The sequence below is a fragment of the Antarcticirhabdus aurantiaca genome (assembly GCF_009765365.1).
Classification (GTDB): Bacteria; Pseudomonadota; Alphaproteobacteria; order Rhizobiales; family Rhizobiaceae; genus Antarcticirhabdus; species Antarcticirhabdus aurantiaca.
Genome location: NZ_VTOM01000012.1, coordinates 119,434 through 138,357, shown reverse-complemented (window position 1 = coordinate 138,357; position 18,924 = coordinate 119,434). Strand labels below are relative to the sequence as shown.

The following is an 18,924-nucleotide window of genomic DNA, read 5'->3' as shown; positions in this document are numbered from 1 at the left end:
CGCGGTCCGCCGAATCCATCCCCTCGGCCCGGACCTTCCGCTTCCCGTTAAAGCCGAAGCCGCGCCCGCTCACAAGCGAAACACGGCGCAGCGCATCGATACCCGCGGGTTCTGTCGTCCAAGGCGCCGCGCCCGGCATTCCGCCCGCGCCCGCGAGCGGCTAAGCAGGCGGGCATGACGCGCTTCGTGATCCTCCTGTCCGGCCCGATCGACCCGACGCAAGACCTTCGAGCCGCCGCCGCCGGCTGCCGCTGCATCGCCGCCGATGCCGGCATCGACCACGCTTCGGCCCTGGGTCTCTCGCCCGAACTCTGGGTCGGCGACTTCGATTCCACGACACGCCCGCGCGAGGCCTATCCGCACGTGCCCGTGGAAACCTTCCCGACCGACAAGGACCGCACCGACGGCGAGATCGCCATCGAGGCGGCGATCGGGCGCGGCGCGAGCGCCCTCCTCCTCGTCGGCGCGCTGCGCGGCCCCCGCTCCGACCACGCCTTCTCCAACCTGATCCTGGCGCTGCGCTACGCCGCGCGCGGCCTCGACGTCGAGCTCTTCGACGGCCAGGAGCGCGGCTGGCCGCTCGCCGCCGGCAACCCCGCCCGCACCTTCCCCCTCTCCTCCGGCGCCCAGTTCTCGATCCTGAAGTTCACCGACCTCGCGGGCCTCACCATCCGAGGCGCCCGCTATCCGCTCGACAGCGTCGAAGTCCCCTTCCACTCCATCCTGACGCAGTCCAACGAAGCGCTGGGCCCGGTCGAAGTTGCGCTGGGCGCGGGAACGGCGATCCTGCTTGCGGAGGCACGAAGCGAATGAACAGCCTGTTGACACGCGCTCTGGGCTTCATGCTTGCCGGCGCGGCGATGAGCTGCTCGGCTGCGGCCGCGGAATTCACCGATCCGAAGACCGGCTTCTCCGTGACGGTGCCGGCCGGGTTCGCTTTGAAGTCGCCCCGCAGTGATCCCAATCATGATATCTTGATCGACGTGGTGAGCCTGTCCGGCCAGCCGCCCGCCGCCGGTGGCGGCGAGGCGATCTGCGCGGCCGGCTTCAAGCGGTTCCCGGATGGCACCGTCGCCTCGCAGGCCGAGCTCAACGCGCAGCCCGCGATCGAGAAGATGGCGAACGACATCAAGGCGATGCTTCGCAGCCACGACATGGAGCTGCAGCTGATGCGATCCATTCCCAGCAAGGACTTCGCGGGAATCGAGGTCGTGTCCAAGCCGATGCGCGGCCCCGATCACGAGAACGTCGCCATCTACATGGCGACCATGGATCGGGTGGTCGGCCGCACGAACATCGTCTGCGTCACGAGGGACGATGCGCTGATCGAAGCGATGTCCGTCTTCCAAGTCATCCGGGACGGCGCACGCCCGCCGTCCGGCTGATCACGACGCAAGCCGCGCCCGTAGCCGCCCCTCGACCCATAGAAACGCGTCGTTGATCAGGATCGCCAGGGCTGCCACGATCAGCCCGCCCTGGAGGACGAAGGCGGTGTTGCCGGACAGGAGGCCGGCGATCACCACTTCGCCGAGGGTCTTGGCCGCCACCGTCGAGCCAACCGTCGCGGTGCCGAGCGAGACGATGGCCGAGAGCCGGATGCCGGCGAGGATCACCGGCGCGGCGAGCGGCAGCTCGACGAGGCGGAGCCGCTGCAGGCCGGTCATGCCGCTGCCGCGCGCGGCTTCCGAAACGCCGGGCGAGACGCCCGAAAGGCCGGCCAGCGCGTTCTCGAAGACCGGCAGGAGGCCGTAAAGAAAGAGCGCCAGGAAGGTCGGCGCCGCGCCGAAGCCGAGAAGCGGCACGGTGAGCGCGAGGACGGCGACCGGCGGGAAGGTCTGCCCGGCATTGGCGAGCGCGCGTGAGAAGGGCAGGAACTCGGCGCCCGCCGGCCTGGTAACAAGGACGGCGAGGCCGAGCGCGAGGGCGCTCGCGGCGAGCGTCGCGGCAAAGGTCAGCGCGAGATGGTTCAGCGTCAGCGACAGGAGGCTCGTGCCGTCGTAGATCGCCGGCGCGTCGAAGCGCGTCAGCGGCGCGAAGATCGGCGCGAAGAGGTCGGGCCGCGCCAGGAAGACGCCGAGGCCGAGAAGGAGCGCGATCCGCCACGCCGCGCCGAGGAGCCTCACGCGGCGCGGCCCGCGCCGCCCGGCGCCGCGCGGTGGCGGAGCGCCGCCAGCGTCACGCGCCCGATCCGCCGTCCCTCGCGCTCGACCGGCAAAGCGTCGCGGCCCGACCACAGGCAGGCCGACAGCGCGTCGCGCAGACTCGCCTCCGCGTCGATCGGCGGGCCGTCCGCCTCGCCCGCCTCCACCGCCGCCTCGACGCGCTCGAGCGACAGGAGGCGGAAGGGCCGCTCGGCCCCGCCCACCAGCGCCTCGACGAAGGGCGTCGCGGGGCGCGCCATCATCTCGGCGGGGCTCGCGCATTGCAGGAGCCGGCCGCCGTCCATCACGGCGATGCGATGGCCGAGGCGCACGGCCTCCTCCATGTCGTGGGTGACGAGCATGATCGTCGTGCCGAGCCGCGCCTGGACGGCGGCGAGCTCGTCCTGCGCCCGGCCGCGGATCACGGGGTCGAGGGCGCCGAAGGGCTCGTCCATCAGGAGGAGGTCCGGCCGGGCGGCGAGCGCGCGGGCAACGCCGACGCGCTGCTGCTGGCCGCCGGACAGCTCGGCCGGCCGCCGGTCGCGGAAGGCGGCGGGCTCCATGCCGAACAGCCCGAGAAGCTCGTCGACCCGCGCCTTGATCTCCGCCGGCTTCCAGCCCAGGAGCCGGGGCACGGTGCCGATGTTCTGCGCGACGCTCCAGTGCGGAAACAGGCCGTGGCCCTGGATGACGTAGCCGATGCGCCGGCGCAGCTCGTGGCCGCGAAGGCCGCGCGTGTTCTCGCCGGCGATCAGCACGCGCCCCGCGCTCGGCTCGACGAGGCGGTTGATCATGCGCAGCAGCGTCGTCTTGCCCGAGCCGGACGTGCCGACGACGGCGCAGATCTCGCCGGCCGCGACCTCCATCGACAGGTCGTCCACAACAGGCGGACTGTCGCCGTAGCGCTTGGTGAGGTTCTCGACGCGGATCATCGCTCTGCCTTCCGGCGGTTCGATCCCGACAGCGCCTCGACGGCCGCGTCGAGAAGCACCGCGGCGGTGAAGGCGAGGAGGACGGTGGGCGCGGCGCCGAGGAGCACGAGGTCCATGGCGGTCTGGCCGACGCCCTGGAAGACGAAGACGCCGAAGCCGCCGCCCCCGATGAGCGCCGCGACGGTGGCGATGCCGATGTTCTGGACGAGCACGATCCGGATGCCTGTGAGGACGACGGGCGCGGCGAGCGGCAGCTCGACGCGGAACAAGCGCTGGCTGCGCCGCATCCCCATGCCGCGCGCCGCCTCGACGACGCTTCGGGACACGCCGGCAAGGCCCACCACCGTGTTGGAGACGATCGGCAGCAGCGAGTAGCCGACGAGCGCGACGAAGGCGGGCGCCGCGCCGATGCCGGAGATGCCGAGCGCCCGCGCGCCCGGCACGTTGGCCGCCACCCAGGCGAGCGGCCCGATGAGGAGGCCGAAGAGCGCGATGGAGGGCACGGTCTGGAGGATGTTGAGGACGGACAGGACGCCCGCGCGAAGGCGCCCGACGCGATGGCAGAGAAGCCCAAGCGGCAGGCCGAGGAGGCAGGCCGCGGCGACCGAGCCGAAGGCGAGCGCGACGTGGCGCCGCCCTTCCGCCCAGAAGCGCTCGGTGCGCGTTCCGTATTCCTTGAGGAGCGACAGTCCGTCCCAGGCCCCGCTCCACAGGAGCAGCCCGAGGAGGGCGAGTGCGAGAACCAGCACGGCCACCCGCCCGAGCGGGGGCAGCCGCAGCCGCACCAGCGCGTCCGCCGCGAGCAGGAGTGCCGCGAAGCTGAGGGTCCAGAAGCCCGAACCCGGCGCGACGCGCGCGAAGCTGTTGCCGGGCGGCGTCAGAAAGCCGGCCGAGCGGCCGACGAGGAGGCAGGCGAGCGCGAGGAGCGCGGCGCCCGCGGCGAGCTTCACCGCCGCCGGCACCCGCAGTACCGCGGCTGCGAGGAAGCAGAGGAGGGCGAGGCCCAGGAGCGCCGCCTCGGCGGGCGGCAGGGCGGCGGCGATGCCGCCCCCCTCGCCCGGCACGATGCGGTTCGCCCGGAAGAGCGCGAAGGGCAGGATCGCGCCGAGGATCGCGACGAGCGCGATCAACACGCCCAGCCGGTCGACCCGCCGCGACGAGGCGACGGGCGCGGCGAGAACCGACATCGAAGCGGCCGCGCCGGTCGAACCTATTTCAGAAAGCCCTTCTGCGTCAGGTAGTCCTTGGCGACGTCGCCCGCCGCCTCGCCGCCGAGCTGGACGCGCCCGTTCAGCTCCTGCAGCGTGGTCAGGTCGAAGGAAGCGAAGACCGGCTTCAGGAGCTCGGCGATGTTCGGGTGCTCCTTCAGGACCGCCTCGCGCACGATCGGCGCGGGCTGGTAGACCGGCTGCACGCGCTTGTCGTCCTGAAGGACGACGAGGCCCGCCGAGGCGATGCCGCCGTCGGTGCCGTAGACCATGGCGGCGTTGGCGCCGTTGGTGCCCTGCGCCGCCGCGGCGATGGTCGCCGCCGTGTCGCCGCCGGACAGGACGATGAGCTGCTCGGGATTCAGCTTGAAGCCGTAGGTCGACTGGAAGGCCGGCAGGGCCGAGGCCGAGTTGACGAATTCGGCCGAGGCCGCGAGCACCACCGTGCCGCCATCCGTCACGTACTTGCCGAAGTCGCTGAAGCTCTTGATGCCGCTGGAATCGGCGAGGTCCTTGCGCAGCGCAACGCCCCAGGTGTTGTCGGCCGGGGCCGGCTCCAGCCAGACGATCTTCTCGGCGTCGTAGTCGAGCTTCTTGGCTTCCGCATAGGCCTGGGCGGCGTCGTTCCAGATCGGCTCGCCGGCGCGGTTGTAGAAGTAGGCCGCGTTGCCCGTATATTCGGGGTAGATGTCGATCTCGCCGGCCTTGATCGCCTCGCGCACCACGGGCGTGCCGCCGAGCTGGATGCGGTTCTCGACCGGAATGCCGGCATGCTCCAGCACCTGGTAGATCACGTTGCCGAGGACGCCGCCCTCCGTGTCGATCTTGGAAGACACCACCACCTGGGCATTTGCCGCCGTTCCGGCACCGAGGGCGAGAACGCCCGCCAGAGCCAGCCCCATCATCGATCGACGCATCACGCTTGCCTCTCCGCGGGGCGGTTCGAACCACGGCAGGCCGTGCGGGACCGCGCCCCCGTCGGCTCCGTCCGCGCAAAGATGTGGCGCGACCTGCTTATGTCACCGCGGCGAGGGCCATTGATCGAGGAAAAATCGACGCCTACGGATCGGCTGCGGGAAATATTCTACCGATCTTCTAGATCATTCCGCGGCCTCTCCGCCGGACGGCTCCCGCGGCCTTCGCCCGAGAAACGGTTGCACGCCGGCCCGCGCCGCGTCATAGGGCAGACGGCTACGAATCGCCCGGCAGGGGGCCAGCGCGTGATTCGGCCGCCGGAAAGGTTGGGGCCGCCATGTCCTTCTCCTCCGCTCAAGCGCTCGGCACGAGCGCCGGTGACCTCGACGGGGCGCTGCGCCGCGCCGGCACCGGCGCCTTCCAGCGCCGTCTCCTGATGATCTTCGGACTCGTCTGGGCGGCCGACGCCATGCAGGTCATCGCCGTCGGCTTCACCGCGCCGAGCATCGCGGGAAGCTTCGGGCTGACGATGCCGGTCGCGCTGCAGACCGGCACGGCCTTCTTTCTCGGCATGTTCATCGGCGCCGCGCTCTTCGGCCGCCTCGCCGACCGGTTCGGGCGCCGCCGCGTGCTGCTCGCGACGGTCGCGCTCGACGCCGTCTTCGGCTTCGCCTCGGTCTTCGCGCCGGATTTCGCCTGGCTCCTCGCCTTCCGCTTCCTGACGGGTCTCGCCGTCGGCGGCACGCTGCCGGTCGACTACACCACCATGGCCGAGTTCCTGCCCGCCGACCGGCGCGGACGCTGGCTCGTGATCATGGAAGGCTTCTGGGCGGTCGGCACGGTGGCCGTCGCGCTCGTCGCCTGGGCCGCCGCGAGCGCGCAGGTGGAGGACGCCTGGCGCTGGATCTTCGCCGGCACGGCGCTTCCCGCCCTCATCGGCCTCGCCGTGCGCGCCTGGGTGCCGGAAAGCCCCTTCTATCTCGCCCGGTCCGGCCGGATCGAGGAAGCCCGCGCCGTGCTTGACCGGGTGGCGGCCGGCAACGGCAACCCGCCGGTCGGCGCCTCGCTCGATCCCGCCCTCGCCGCGCGCAAGCCCGCGAGCGAGACCGGCGGCGGCATCTTCTCGCCGGCGCTGCGCCGGCGCTCCGTCCTGGTCTTCCTCGTCTGGCTCCTCGTCTCGACGAGCTATTACGGCGTCTTCACCTGGCTACCCGGCCGCTTCGCGACCGAAGGCTACGGCTTCGTGCGCGGCTACGGCTTCCTCGTGCTCGTCGCGCTCGCCCAGGTGCCGGGCTACGCGCTTGCGGCCTACGGCGTCGAGCGCTGGGGCCGGAAGCCCACTCTCATCGGCTTCCTGATCCTGTCGGCGGCGAGCTGCGCGCTCTTCGCCGCCGCCAGCGACGCCGCGACGGTCGCGGCCGCCCTTCTCGTGATGAGCTTCGCGCTTCTCGGCACCTGGGGCGCGCTCTACGCCATCACGCCCGAGCTCTTCCCGACGCGGCTTCGCGGCAGCGGCATGGGCACTGCCGGCGCCTTCGCCCGGCTCGGCGGCCTCGCCGCGCCGACGCTGCTCGCGCCGGTCTTCGCCGCGGGCATGGGTCTGGCGGTCTCGCTCTTCGCCGCCTTCCTCCTCTTCGCGGCCGTCGCCGCCTTCCTGATCGACGCGGAAACGCGCGGCGCCGCGCTGGAATGACGGCGAGGATTTGAGTTGCGCGCATCAGGGCGAAATGATTAGCCTCGCGCCATGAACGACACCCAGGCTCCGACCCTCCTCGACGTCGCGCGGGCGGCCGGGGTGTCGCGCGCGACGGTCGACCGGGTCATCAACGGCCGCCCCAACGTCAAGGCCAAGACGCTGCAGCGCGTGCGCGAGGCGATGGAGCGCCTGAGCTACCGGCCAGACCCCCTCGCCGCCGGCCTCGCGCGGCGCGCGCGCTACCGCTTCTGCTTCCTCCTGCCCGCCGGCACCAACGCCTTCATGGACGAGGTCGCCGCGCAGGTCGCGGGGTCGGCGGCCTGGCTCGCCGGCACCCGCGCCTCGATCGAGCGGCGCTTCGTCGACGTCTTCGATCCCTTCGCGCTGGCGGGCGCGATCGACGCCGTCGACCGCGGCTTCGACGGCGCGGCGATCGTCGCCCTCGACGAGCCGCACGTGCGCGCCGCCGTGGACCGGCTGGTGGCGGACGGCATCCCCGTCGTCACCCTGATCTCCGACGCGCCCGCCTCGCGCCGGCTCGGCTTCGTCGGCGTCGACAACGCCGCCGCCGGGCGCACCGCCGCCGCCCTTCTCGGCCGCTTCTCGGGCGGGCGTGGCGGCTCGGTCGGCGTCCTCGTCGGCTCGCTGTCGCTGCGCGACCACGTCGACCGACTGTTCGGCTTCCGCCAGCTCGTCGAGCGCGATTACCGCCACCTCTCGCTCCTGCCCGTCGTCGAGACGCGCGACGAGGACGGCGAGGCGGAAGCCGCCGTCGCGCGGCTCGCCGCGGCCGATGCCGGCCTCGTCGCGATCTACAATGCGGGTGCCGGCAATCGCGGCGCCGGCCGCGCCCTTAGCCGGCTCGGCGCGGATCGCCGCCCCGTCTTCGTCGGCCACGAGCTGACCTCCGCTTCCGCCGGCCCCTTGCGCGAAGGGCTCTTCGACGCCCTGATCGCCCAGAATGCCGGCCACGAGGTCCGCTCGGCCGCCCGCCTCCTGATCGCCCAGGCCTCCGGCGCGCCGATCATCCCGGAGCAGGAGCGCATCCGGATCGACGTCTTCATCCGCGAGAACATGCCGGACTGAGGCGCGCCCCGAAAATTTTGAGGCACGCACTTCAAAATTTCGCCGCCGCGTGCGAGCAATGGGGCGAACGAGAGCCCGCATCCGGGCCCGGAGGAAACCCGACATGGCATCCAACCGCTTCTTCGACCGCGCCGATCCCATCGCCTTCGCCGGCACGGACAGCCGCGACCCGCTGGCCTTCCGCTTCTACGACAAGGACCGCGAGGTCATGGGCCGGCGGATGGAAGACCAGCTCCGCTTCGCCGTCTGCTACTGGCACTCCTTCACCTGGCCGGGCGGCGACCCCTTCGGCGGCGAGACCTTCAACCGGCCCTGGATGCACGGAAGCGACGCGCTGGCCCTCGCCCGGGACAAGGCGGACGTCGCCTTCGACATGTTCCGGCTCCTGGACGTTCCCTTCTTCACCTTCCACGACGTGGACGTCGCGCCCGAGGGTGCCTCGCTGAAGGAGTCGAACGACAACCTGAAGGCCATCACCGACATCTTCGCGAAGAAGATGGAGACCGAGAAGGTCCGGCTCCTCTGGGGCACGGCCAACCTCTTCTCCAACCGCCGCTACATGGCGGGCGCCGCGACCAATCCGGATCCGGACGTCTTCACCTACGCCGTCGGCCAGGTGAAGGCCGCGCTCGACGCGACGCACGCCCTGAACGGCGCGAACTACGTCTGCTGGGGCGGGCGCGAGGGCTACGAGACGCTCCTCAACACCGACATGGGCCGCGAGCTCGACCAGCTCGGCCGCTTCCTCTCGATGCTCGTCGACTACAAGCACAAGATCGGGTTCGAGGGGCCGATCCTGATCGAGCCCAAGCCCAAGGAGCCGACCAAGCACCAGTACGACTTCGACGCGGCCACCGTCTTCGGCTTCCTCCAGAAGTACGATCTCGTCGCCGACGTGAAGCTGAACCTCGAGCAGAACCACGCGATCCTCGCCGGCCACTCCTTCGAGCACGAGGTGAAGACCGCCTACGCGGCCGGGCTCTTCGGCTCGCTCGACATCAACCGCGGCGACGATCTCCTCGGCTGGGACACCGACCAGTTCGCGATGAATGTCGGCGAGATGGCCCTCGTCTTCCACGAGATGCTGCGCCACGGCGGCTTCACCACCGGCGGCCTCAACTTCGACGCCAAGATCCGCCGCCAGTCGATCGATCCGGACGACCTCCTGATCGCCCACGTCGCCTCCATGGACGCCTGCGCCCGCGGGCTGCTGGCCGCGGAAGCCATGCTGAAGGACGAGGCCCTCACCGGCCCGCTGAACGCCCGCTACGCCGGCTGGGACCAGCCGGAAGCCAAGGCCATCCTCGCCGGCGAGCGCACGCTGGAACAGGTCGCCGAGCGCGCCCTCGGCCTCGACCCGCAGCCGCGCTCGGGCCGCCAGGAATACCTCGAAGGCGTCGTCAACCGCTACGTCTGAGCGGCCGACCGACATCCATGAAGGACGCCTCCTCCGCCGGATGAGGCGTCCTCCCCTCGTCCGCTTGCGGGAGAGGGTGCGGGCCGCGCAAGCGGCCAAGGACAAACCATCGCCGCAGCCTTCACGAACCCCCTCATCCCGCTGCCGCGACCGTCTCCCGCCGGCGGGAGAAGGGACAAGCCGACCGGCGGCAGTCTATCTGATGGCCGACGTACCAATCGGGAGGAATCAACATGGCGACCTATCTCGGCCTCGATCTCGGCACCTCGTCGCTCAAGGCGCTCCTCGTCGACGGCGACCAGCGCGTCATCGGCTCCTTCACCGCGCCTCTGGAGGTGACGCGTCCCGCCTTCGGCTGGTCGGAGCAGGACCCGGACACCTGGATCGCCGCCTGCGAGGCAGCGCTCGAAGGCCTGCGCGCCGCCCATCCTGCCGAACTCGCCGCCGCCGAGGGCATCGGCCTGTCCGGCCAGATGCACGGCGCGACGCTGCTCGGTGCGGACGACGCGGTCCTGCGCCCCTGCATGCTCTGGAACGACACGCGCTCGGCAGCCGAGGCGCGCGCCCTCGACGATGCCGAAGCACGAAGCATCACCGGCAACATCGTGTTTCCCGGCTTCACCGCGCCCAAGGTCGCCTGGGTGCGCGAGCACGAGCCCGAGGTCTTCGCGAAGGTCCGCCGCGTCCTCCTGCCCAAGGACTACCTTCGCCTCTGGCTGACCGGCGAGGCGGTCTCCGACATGTCCGACGCCGCCGGCACGGCCTGGCTCGACACCGGCGCGCGCGCCTGGTCGCCGCGCATGCTGGAGCGCACCGGCCTCGACCTCTCCCACATGCCGCGCCTCGTCGAGGGCACGGAGAACTCGGGGAGCCTGCGGCCCGAGATCGCGAGCCGCTTCGGCATGAAGCCGGGCGTCATGGTCGCCGGCGGGGGCGGCGACAACGCGGCCTCGGCGGTCGGCGTCGGCGTATCCGAGCCGGGCACCGGCTTCGTTTCGCTCGGCACCTCGGGCGTCCTGTTCACCGCGACGCGCGGCTACGACCCGGCGCCGGACACCGCGATCCACACCTTCTGCCACGCCATTCCGGGCCTCTGGCACAAGATGGGCGTCACCCTGTCGGCCGCCGGCTCGATCGAGTGGCTGTCGCAGCTCCTGAAGGAGAAGCCGGGCGATCTCACGGCCGCCCTGCCGGCGGCTCCCGAGGGCCCCGGCCGCCTCCTCTTCCTTCCCTATCTCTCGGGCGAGCGCACGCCGCACAACGACGCTGAGATCCGCGGCGTCCTCGCCGGCCTCGAAGCCGACACCGACCGCGCCGCCATGGTGCAGGCGGTCATGGAGGGTGTCGCCTTCTCCATGCGCGACTGCCTCGCCGCCGGCGGGGCCGCCGACCGTCCCTCGCGCCTCGTCGCCGTCGGCGCGGGCTCGCGCTCGCCCTACTGGCTCCAGCTCCTCGCCGATGTCCTCGAAACCGAGATCGTCCTGCCGCAGGCCGGCGATTTCGGCGCGGCCTTCGGTGCCGCCCGCCTCGGCCTCTGCGCCGCCACGGGCGCCAGCGCGAGCCAAGTCATGACCGCCCCGCCCCTCGCCCGCAGCTTCGCCCCCAACGCCGCGCATCGCGACGCCTACGCCACGGCCTATGCCCGCTACCGGGCTCTCTATCCCGCGGTGAAGTCGGCGCTCGGCACCGGCGCCTGAGCGGAGCGGCGGCCTCTAGGCCGCCCGCTGCCCCGCCTCGCGGATGGCGCGGATGTTGGCGGCGTAGCTGTCTCGCGTGCCGCCCTTGAAGACGGCGGAGCCGGCGACGAGGACGTCGGCGCCGGCTTCCACCACGAGGGGAGCCGTTTCGGGCGTGATGCCGCCGTCGACCTCGATGTGGATGGGGCGATCGCCGATCATCGCCTTGAGCCGCCGCGTCTTTTCCAGCACGGCGGGAATGAAGGCCTGCCCGCCGAAGCCGGGATTGACCGTCATCAGGAGCACGAGATCGACGCGGTCGAGGACGTAGGCGACGGCGCTTTCCGGCGTCGACGGGTTCAGAGCGACGCCCGCCTTGACGCCGAGGCCGCGGATCGCCTGGAGCGAGCGGTCGAGATGGGTTGTCGCCTCGGCGTGAACGGTGATGACGTCGCAGCCGGCCTCGGCGAAGGCTTCGAGATACGGATCGCAGGGCTCGATCATCAGGTGGCAGTCGAAGATCTTGGGCGAGCTCTTGCGGATCGCCTTCACCACCGGCGGGCCGAAGGTGATGTTGGGCACGAAGTGCCCGTCCATGACGTCGAGATGGATCCAGTCCGCCCCCGCCGCGTCGACGGCCGCCACCTCCTCGCCCAGGCGCGAAAAGTCGGAGGACAGGATCGAGGGAGCGATGAGGATGTCGCGGGTCATGGCGGGCCACTCTCCGGTCTGGCCGTGATCGAGGTCCGGGCAGGATCCCGGAAAAGGGCGGCGCCCCGCGAGAATGCGGGACGCCGCTGGTCGGATGTCAGCGCACGAGGTCCTTCGCGGCCTGCGCCACGTGGTCCGCGGTGATGCCGAACTTCTCGTAGAGGAGCGGCGCAGGTCCGGAAGCACCGAAGCCGTCCATGCCGATGAAGCGGCCGGAATCGCCGATCCAGCGCTCCCAGCCGAAACCGCCGGCCGCCTCGACGGCGACGCGCGGCGCGGTGCCGAGCACGGAGGCGCGGTAGGTCTCGTCCTGCTCGGAGAAGAGCTCCCAGCAGGGCATGGACACGACCGCCGCGCGGATCCCGTCCGCCTTCAGCTTCTCGGCCGCGTTCACCGCGATCTCGATCTCCGAGCCGGTGGCGAGCAGCGTCACCTGACGCTCTCCCCCTTCCGCCTCGCGCAGGACGTAGGCGCCCTTGGCGGAGCGGTTCTCGGCGACGTCGCCGGCCCGCACCGTCGGCAGGTTCTGGCGCGACAGCGACAGGACCGAAGGGTGGTGGCGGTCGGTGAGGGCCAGCTCCCAGGCCTCCGCCGTCTCGATCGCGTCGGCCGGGCGGAAGACGCGCAGGTTCGGCGTCGCCCGCAGCATGGCGAGGTGCTCAATCGGCTGGTGCGTCGGGCCGTCTTCGCCAAGGCCGATGGAATCGTGGGTGAGGACGTAGATCACCCGCAGGCCCATCAGCGCCGACAAGCGCATGCCGCCGCGCATGTAGTCGGAGAAGACGAGGAAGGTGCCGCCGTAGGGGATGAAGCCGCCGTGGAGCGCGATGCCGTTCATCACGGCGGCCATGGCGTGCTCGCGGATGCCGTAATGGATGTAGCGGCCGCCGTAGTTCTCGGCCGACACGTTCGTCATCCCCTTCGTCACGGTGAAGACGGAGTGGGTGAGGTCGGCCGAGCCGCCGATCGTCAGCTCCGTCGCGGCGTTGACGATGCCGAGCGTCGCTTCCGAAGCCTTGCGGCTGGCGATCTTCGGCTGCTCCTGCGAGAGCTGGGCGCGGTAGTCCGCCATGGTCTTGGCGAAGTCGGCCGGCAGGTCGCCGGTCAGGAAGGCGTCGAAGGCGGCGGCGTTCGGGGCGCTCGCGTGGCGCTTCTCCCACTCGGCACGCAGCTTCGCGCCCTTCGTGGCGATCTCGCGCCAGCCCTTCTCCACCTCCTCGGGGATAACGAAGGGCTCCGACTCCCAGATCAGCGCCTTGCGGGTCGCGGCGACCTCGTCGGGGCCGAGGGCGGCGCCGTGGCTCTTCTCGGAGCCTGCCAGCTTGGGGCTGCCATAGCCGATGATCGTCTTGCAGGCGAGCAGCACCGGGCGGTCGGACTTGTGCGCTTCCTCCAGCGCCGCGCGGATCGAGTGCTGGTCGTGGCCGTCGACGTGCATCGCCTTCCAGCCGGCGGCCTCGAAGCGCTTGACCTGGTCCATCGAGGTCGCGAGCGAGGTCTTGCCGTCGATCGAGATGCCGTTGTCGTCGAAGAAGACGATCAGCTTGTTGAGCTTGAGATGGCCGGCGAGGTCGACCGCCTCGTGGCTGATGCCTTCCATCAGGCAGCCGTCGCCGGTGAAGACGTAGGTGTGATGGTCGACCAGCTCGTCGCCGAAGCGGGCATTGGTCATGCGCTCGGCGAGCGCCATGCCGACGGCGGTGGCGAGACCCTGGCCGAGCGGGCCGGTGGTGGTCTCGATGCCGAGCGCGTGGCCGTATTCCGGATGGCCGGCGGTCTTCGAGCCGATCTGGCGGAAGTTCTTCAGCTGGTCGATCGTCATGTCCTCGTAGCCGAGGAGATAATGGATCGCATAGAGCAGCATCGAGCCGTGGCCGTTCGACAGGACGAAGCGGTCGCGGTTCGGCCAGTCGGGCTTCGACGGGTCGATGCGGATGAAGTCGCGGAACAGGACGGTCGCGATGTCGGCCATGCCCATGGGCATGCCGGGATGGCCCGAATTGGCCTTCTGGACGGCGTCCATGGCGAGCGCTCGGATGGCGTTCGCCATGTTGCGGGCGTCGCGGTCGACGCCGTCGGCGTCGGTCTTGGGAGCTGCGGACATGGGAAGCGTTCCTCGGGGTCGGTTCGCCGCGTCCCCGGCGGGCGACGCGGCGTTGTCGGTCTTTGAATCAGGTGAGTCGCGAAAGCGGCTTGTCCAGCCGCTCAGGGCGCCGCGTCGGCGAGCGGCTTGCGCGCGGCGGCGGCCGGGTCCGCGGCGTAGCGGCCGACGCTCTCGACTTCGCTCGTCGAGCCGAAGACGAGGGGCGTGCGCATGTGCAGCCCGTCCGGCACGATGTCGAGGATGCGGTTGACGCCGTCGGTCGCCTTGCCGCCGGCATGCTCGACGCAGAAGGCGATCGGGTTCGCCTCGTAGAGAAGGCGCAGCCGGCCCTTGGCGTAGCCCTTGCGCGCATCGCCCGGATACAGGAACACGCCGCCGCGAAGCAGGATGCGGTAGCAGTCGGCGACGAGCGAGGCGATCCAGCGCATGTTGAAGTCGCGCCCGCGCGGCCCCGTCGAGCCGGCGAGGCAGTCGTCGATGTAGGCGCGGAAGGTCGGGTCCCAGTGCCGGTAGTTCGACGCGTTGACGGCGAACTCCTTGGCCTCCGGCGCGATCGACAAAGCGGGCTTCCACTCGATGAAGCCGCCCGACGAGGGCTGGTAGGCGTAGGCCTGCGTGCCGCTGTCCGCTCCCAGAGAAAGGACGAGAAGGAGCTGCGGCCCGTAGACGAAGAAGCCGGCCGCGGCCTGGCGCGAGCCCGGCTGCAGGAAGACCTTCGAGGTATCGGCGCGATGGGCGTCCTCGACCGGCAGCAGCGAGAAGATCGTGCCGATCGAAACGTTGGTGTCGATGTTGGAGGAGCCGTCGAGCGGGTCGATGGCGATGGCGAGCGGCGCGTCGGCCTTGAGGGCCACGGCCTCGTCCTGCTCCTCCGAGCCGTAGAAGGCGATCGGCGAATTTTGCGCGGCTTCCAGGAACACGCGGTCGGCGAGGACGTCGAGCTCCTTCTGGATGTCGCCGCCGGCGTTCTCCTCGCCGTGGCTGTCTCCCAGGTGCGCGCCCGAGCCGCCGTCCGCGATCGTGTCGCGGACCTTGATGGCGGCGAGGCCCAGCTCGCGGATGGTCTGGGCGACCGCGGCGGCGAGCCCGCCGCCTGCCGCATGCGAACTCAGACGGGAGTCGAGTGACTCGGCCATGATGCGAAGCCTCCTTCTCGCGGACGGGGCGAAAATCCCGTGGCTTCCCTACAACGGCCGATGCGTCCTTGCCCAGGAGCCGCGGGCCGCCGACGCCCGCTTTCTTGGCGGAGAGCGCGATTTTTTGGGCGCCCGGCGGACGGTGTGGAGGCTCGGACGGTTTCGACGCGGCAATCGGCGACGATCCCGCGCCAGGTGTCGCATGAGCCGAAACGCGCATCGAGGTCCTCGAACGGCGCGGGGCGGCGCACCACCCGCTCCCGCGAATCGGCGCCGGCGGCCAAGCCCGGATCGTTGGCGGCCGTGAGCACCGCGGGCACGGCGGCGAGGCGATGCGGTATCAGCGCGGCTCGACGAGCCGCGCCTCGCGCAGGGCCGCAAGGTCGGGCGAGCCGGTGCAGAAGCAGGCGATGCGCAGCTCGTCCACCACCCCGGCGAAGTGCGCGGCCACCGCCTCGGCCGAAACCTCCGCCGCGGCGAGCGTCGCGGCGGCCTGGCCGACGATGTCGGCGCCCAGGCGGATCGCCTTGGCCGCGTCGATGCCGTTGCGGATGCCGCCCGAGCCGATGACCACCGCGTCCGGGCAGGCGGCGCGCACCTGCCGGATCGCCGCGGCGGTCGGGATGCCCCAGTCGGCAAAGGCGCGGGCGACCGCCGCCTGGCGCGGCGTCGGCGCCCGCGCCGCCTCCACCGCCGCCCAGCTCGTGCCCCCCGCCCCGGCGACGTCGATCACCGACACGCCCGCGTCGAGCAGCCGGCGCGCCACCGCGCCCGACAGGCCCGCCCCGACCTCCTTGGCGACCAGCGGGCAGCCGATCTCGCGCGCCAGCGCCTCGATCGCGGCGAGGACGCCGCGCCAGTCGCGGTCGCCGCCCGCCTGGACCGCTTCCTGCAGCGGGTTGAGGTGGAGGATGAGGGCGTCGGCCTCGATCATGTCGACGGCGCGGCGCGCCTGCGCCAGGCCGAAGCCGGTGACGAGCTGCACGGCGCCGATATTGGCGAGGATGGGAATGCCCGGCGCGAGGCGCCGCAGCGTGCCGTCGAGACCGCCCGCCCCGCGCGCCTCGATGGCGATCCGCTGCGAACCGACGGCGAGCGCGAGGCCGAGGGCCTGGGCCGCCTCCGCGAGATTGGCGTTGATCGTGCCGGCGCGCTCGATGCCCCCGGTCATGGAGGAGATGAGCAGCGGGGCGGCGAGGCGCCGCCCGAGAAAGCGCGTCGACAGGTCGATCGCGTCGAGATCCAGCTCCGGCAGGGCGACATGCTCGAATCGGATCGCCGAAAAGCCGCTTCCCGCGTCCGTTGGAGCCGCGGCATGCTGGGCGAGCACGATGTCGAGATGGTCGCCCTTGCGCGCGGCGATATCCGAAGCGCCGGCGCCCGGCTTGTTCGGCGGCCTGATGGTCAAGTTGATGTCCTTATCGTCGCAGCCGGCCAAAATATACGTGGAACCAACTGGCCCTGCGCTTGAGGAAACCCACCATAGAATGGAATGATCAGCGCGGCCGTTGCCCAAAAGCCGCCGCCAAGCGGAAACCATGAGGGCGTCGCCGGCCCGCTTGGGCGCAGCCGCGCGTCGTGGAGGACGAATCCCTGCTCGAAACACGCGACATCGACGCCGCCCCCGTTGAGGCTTCCGCCCTGCCCGATGCCGGCACCGTCCAGCTCGGCTTCGAGGCGCATCGCCGCCGGATCGACGAGCGGCTCGCGGCGCTTCTGCCCCGCGCCCTGCCCGGCCAGACGCTGCTCGACGATGCGATGCGCGACGCGGTGCTGGCGCCCGGCAAGCGTCTGCGGCCGATCATGACCGTGCTGGTTTCGGAGGCGCTCGGCGGCCCGACGGCGGCGGCCGTGGATGCCGGCTGCGCGGTGGAGATGGTGCACGCCGCCTCCCTCGTCCTCGACGACCTGCCCTGCATGGACGATGCGAGCCTTCGGCGCGGCCGCCCGACCGTCCACGTCGCGCACGGCGAGGACGTCGCGGTGCTCGCGGCCGTCGCGGCCCTGTCGGGCGCCTTCCGGCTGCTGGCGGAGATCGAATCCCTGTCGCCGACGGCGCGCATCGAGGCCGTGTCGATCCTGACGGGGTCGGTCGGCCTTCACGGCCTCGTCGGCGGCCAGTTCAACGATCTGCGCGGCGGCCGGGACAGCCGCCCGATCGGCGAGATCGCCACCGCCAACGGCTTGAAGACCGGCGCCCTGTTCTGCGCCGCGGCGGAGATCGGCGCGGTGGCGGCGGGCGCGCCCGCCCGCGCCCGCCAGCTCCTGTGCGGCTTTGCCGCCGAACTCGGCCACGCCTTCCAGCTCCTCGACGACGTGATCGACTCCTGCTCCAGCCTGCACGCCGCCGGCAAGGACGTGGGCAAGGATGCGGGCAAGTCGACCATCGTCGCGCTGATCGGGCGCGGCTCCACCGAGGCCCGCATCGAGCGACACGTCGCCGGCGCGGAAGCCAAGCTCACAGAACTCTTCGGCCCGTCGAGCCGGCTCCACGCCTTTGTCGGCGGCATCGTCGAGGCCGCGCGGACGGCCGGCGCGCCGTCGCGCCCCGAGATCGCGGCCGCCAGAGGCTGAGCCGGCGCGAAACGGTGGGGCGCGCCGCCGGGACCGCTCCTCGATCTCAGGCCTGCCGGCGCGCTTCGACGGGCGCGGCCGGGATTTCCTCGCCGGAAGGCGGGAAGACGCGGTCGCGGCCGGCACGCTTGGCGGCGTAGAGCGCCGCGTCCGCGGCCGCGACGAGTTCGTCGAGGCCGACCTCGCGCAGCGGCCCCGCGGCCACGCCGAAGCTGCCGGTGACGCGTCGCCCCTCCCCGATGCCCTCGTGCGGCTGGGAAAGCCGCTCCAACGCCGCCCGCGCCGCCTCGGCACGCGCCCGCGCGGCCGGCAGGTCGAGGCCGGGCAGAAGCAGCGCGAATTCCTCGCCTCCGAGACGCGCCACCGTCTCGCCCGGTCCGGCCGTCGCGAGAAGCGCCTCGGCGACCCGCTTCAAGCAGGTGTCGCCGGCCACGTGGCCGTAGAAGTCGTTGAACGCCTTGAAGTGGTCGATGTCCATCATCACCAAGGCAAGGCTCGCCGGCTGCTCCAAGTCGTCCGCCAGCCTGGCCGCAGCGGCCTCGAAGCCGCGCCGGTTCGCGGCGCCCGTCAGGCCGTCGCGCATCGCCCGGCCCTCGGCTTCGCGGCGCCGGAGGGTCTCGCGCAGCTGGACGAGGAAGCTGAAGCGGGCATTGCGGTCGATCCGCTCGGCCGCCATCAGCGTCGTCCAGGCGACGTGCATCATCAGGGCCACGGACGTGAACTTGGCGATCGTGAACGGCCCTTCCGGGGCGAGCCCGGCCAGGAAGATCGCGACCACGAGCGCGGTCATCCGCCGGGCGTAGCGATAGCCCAGCTGCTGATTGACGTTCATGTAGATCACGCCGACGAGGGCGAGGTACTGGTAGTGGTCGGCGGACGGCAGGTCGCTCGCGATGAAGGTCGCCAGGGTCTGCAGGATCATGAGCACGCACATGCTGCCGGCGACGAGGGTGCGCCCGATCGTCGACCGCAGGCGACGGTAGAGCGGGCCGGCGGCCACCAGGCAGGCCGAAACGACGACGTGGAGCGCCGCGCTAAACAGGATGACGTCGGGAACCAGCACCCAGTCGAAGATCAGGAAGACGTTGTAGACGACCACCAGCCGCAGGATGCCGCGCTGCATGGTCCGGTCGTGATGGGGGCGGACATAGGCGGCGAAGAGCGCGTCGAGCGGCGGCGCGAGCGCGAGCATGGTCCGGCGGTTCGCGAGGGCCGCTTCCACCTCGGACAGTGATGCATCGCGGCTGGTCATCGAGTCGGGCCCCCAAGCGCGCGGATCATTGCTGCGAGGAGACTAAGAATGACTGAAGCTGGCGGCAGCGATAACT

At 71.4% G+C, this 18,924-nt stretch carries 16 protein-coding genes; 7 read left to right on the top strand and 9 right to left on the bottom strand.

Annotated features, from left to right (window positions below):
- The first annotated feature begins 174 nt into the window (after positions 1-174).
- The gene (locus tag FZN60_RS15595; RefSeq protein ID WP_158874418.1) at positions 175-813 is read left to right on the top strand and encodes a thiamine diphosphokinase; all 639 of its coding nucleotides are present in this window, start codon (positions 175-177) and stop codon (positions 811-813) included.
- On the top strand, positions 810-1,385 hold the full coding sequence (locus FZN60_RS15590) for a hypothetical protein (protein WP_210253420.1): 576 nt from the start codon (positions 810-812) through the stop codon (positions 1,383-1,385). The genes FZN60_RS15595 and FZN60_RS15590 overlap by 4 nt, the downstream gene beginning before the upstream one ends.
- Here FZN60_RS15590 and FZN60_RS15585 read toward each other — a convergent pair whose 3' ends face one another.
- From FZN60_RS15585 to osmF, 4 genes are read right to left on the bottom strand one after another with little or no spacing between them, the layout of a single operon-like run.
- Positions 1,386-2,123, bottom strand: a complete 738-nt coding sequence (locus tag FZN60_RS15585; protein ID WP_199266571.1) for an ABC transporter permease — start codon at positions 2,121-2,123, stop codon at positions 1,386-1,388.
- Positions 2,120-3,073 (bottom strand): ABC transporter ATP-binding protein, encoded by a 954-nt coding sequence (locus tag FZN60_RS15580; protein ID WP_158874415.1) that lies wholly within the window; start codon positions 3,071-3,073, stop codon positions 2,120-2,122. The genes FZN60_RS15585 and FZN60_RS15580 overlap by 4 nt, the downstream gene beginning before the upstream one ends.
- Positions 3,070-4,260 carry an ABC transporter permease gene (locus FZN60_RS15575; protein ID WP_158874414.1) on the bottom strand — a complete coding sequence of 397 codons (1,191 nt, stop codon included), beginning with the start codon at positions 4,258-4,260 and terminating at the stop codon, positions 3,070-3,072. The genes FZN60_RS15580 and FZN60_RS15575 overlap by 4 nt, the downstream gene beginning before the upstream one ends.
- Positions 4,261-4,283: 23 nt before the next feature.
- A complete protein-coding gene (gene osmF, locus FZN60_RS15570; protein ID WP_158874452.1) occupies positions 4,284-5,198 on the bottom strand; it encodes a glycine betaine ABC transporter substrate-binding protein OsmF in 915 nt (304 codons plus the stop codon).
- A gap of 335 nt (positions 5,199-5,533) precedes the next feature.
- On the opposite strand from osmF, the gene FZN60_RS15565 reads away from it, so the two are divergent.
- From FZN60_RS15565 to xylB, 4 genes are all read left to right on the top strand, one after another.
- Complete coding sequence (locus FZN60_RS15565; protein ID WP_158874413.1) at positions 5,534-6,889, top strand: MFS transporter; 1,356 nt, start codon at positions 5,534-5,536, stop codon at positions 6,887-6,889.
- A gap of 51 nt (positions 6,890-6,940) precedes the next feature.
- Complete coding sequence (locus FZN60_RS15560) at positions 6,941-7,978, top strand: LacI family DNA-binding transcriptional regulator (RefSeq protein ID WP_158874412.1); 1,038 nt, start codon at positions 6,941-6,943, stop codon at positions 7,976-7,978.
- A gap of 103 nt (positions 7,979-8,081) precedes the next feature.
- Positions 8,082-9,395 carry a xylose isomerase gene (gene xylA, locus FZN60_RS15555; protein WP_158874411.1) on the top strand — a complete coding sequence of 438 codons (1,314 nt, stop codon included), beginning with the start codon at positions 8,082-8,084 and terminating at the stop codon, positions 9,393-9,395.
- A 233-nt stretch (positions 9,396-9,628) separates the two neighbouring features.
- Positions 9,629-11,092 (top strand): xylulokinase, encoded by a 1,464-nt coding sequence (gene xylB, locus FZN60_RS15550; protein ID WP_158874410.1) that lies wholly within the window; start codon positions 9,629-9,631, stop codon positions 11,090-11,092.
- A 15-nt stretch (positions 11,093-11,107) separates the two neighbouring features.
- Here the strand turns inward: xylB and rpe are convergent, their stop codons facing one another.
- From rpe to fni, 4 genes are all read right to left on the bottom strand, one after another.
- Positions 11,108-11,782: a ribulose-phosphate 3-epimerase gene (rpe, locus tag FZN60_RS15545; protein ID WP_158874409.1), complete on the bottom strand. Its 675-nt coding sequence runs from the start codon at positions 11,780-11,782 to the stop codon at positions 11,108-11,110.
- A 97-nt stretch (positions 11,783-11,879) separates the two neighbouring features.
- Complete coding sequence (gene tkt, locus FZN60_RS15540; RefSeq protein ID WP_246726846.1) at positions 11,880-13,886, bottom strand: transketolase; 2,007 nt, start codon at positions 13,884-13,886, stop codon at positions 11,880-11,882.
- A 101-nt stretch (positions 13,887-13,987) separates the two neighbouring features.
- A complete protein-coding gene (locus FZN60_RS15535) occupies positions 13,988-15,025 on the bottom strand; it encodes a class 1 fructose-bisphosphatase (protein WP_199266572.1) in 1,038 nt (345 codons plus the stop codon).
- Positions 15,026-15,362: 337 nt separating this feature from the next.
- Positions 15,363-16,430, bottom strand: coding sequence for a type 2 isopentenyl-diphosphate Delta-isomerase (gene fni / locus FZN60_RS15530; protein ID WP_246726844.1), 1,068 nt, complete (start codon positions 16,428-16,430; stop codon positions 15,363-15,365).
- A 170-nt stretch (positions 16,431-16,600) separates the two neighbouring features.
- Between fni and FZN60_RS15525 the strand changes: the two genes are divergently transcribed.
- Positions 16,601-17,596: a polyprenyl synthetase family protein gene (locus FZN60_RS15525; protein ID WP_246726843.1), complete on the top strand. Its 996-nt coding sequence runs from the start codon at positions 16,601-16,603 to the stop codon at positions 17,594-17,596.
- A gap of 46 nt (positions 17,597-17,642) precedes the next feature.
- Here the strand turns inward: FZN60_RS15525 and FZN60_RS15520 are convergent, their stop codons facing one another.
- Positions 17,643-18,848, bottom strand: a complete 1,206-nt coding sequence (locus tag FZN60_RS15520; protein WP_158874406.1) for a diguanylate cyclase domain-containing protein — start codon at positions 18,846-18,848, stop codon at positions 17,643-17,645.
- Between the last annotated feature and the right edge of the window lie 76 nt (positions 18,849-18,924).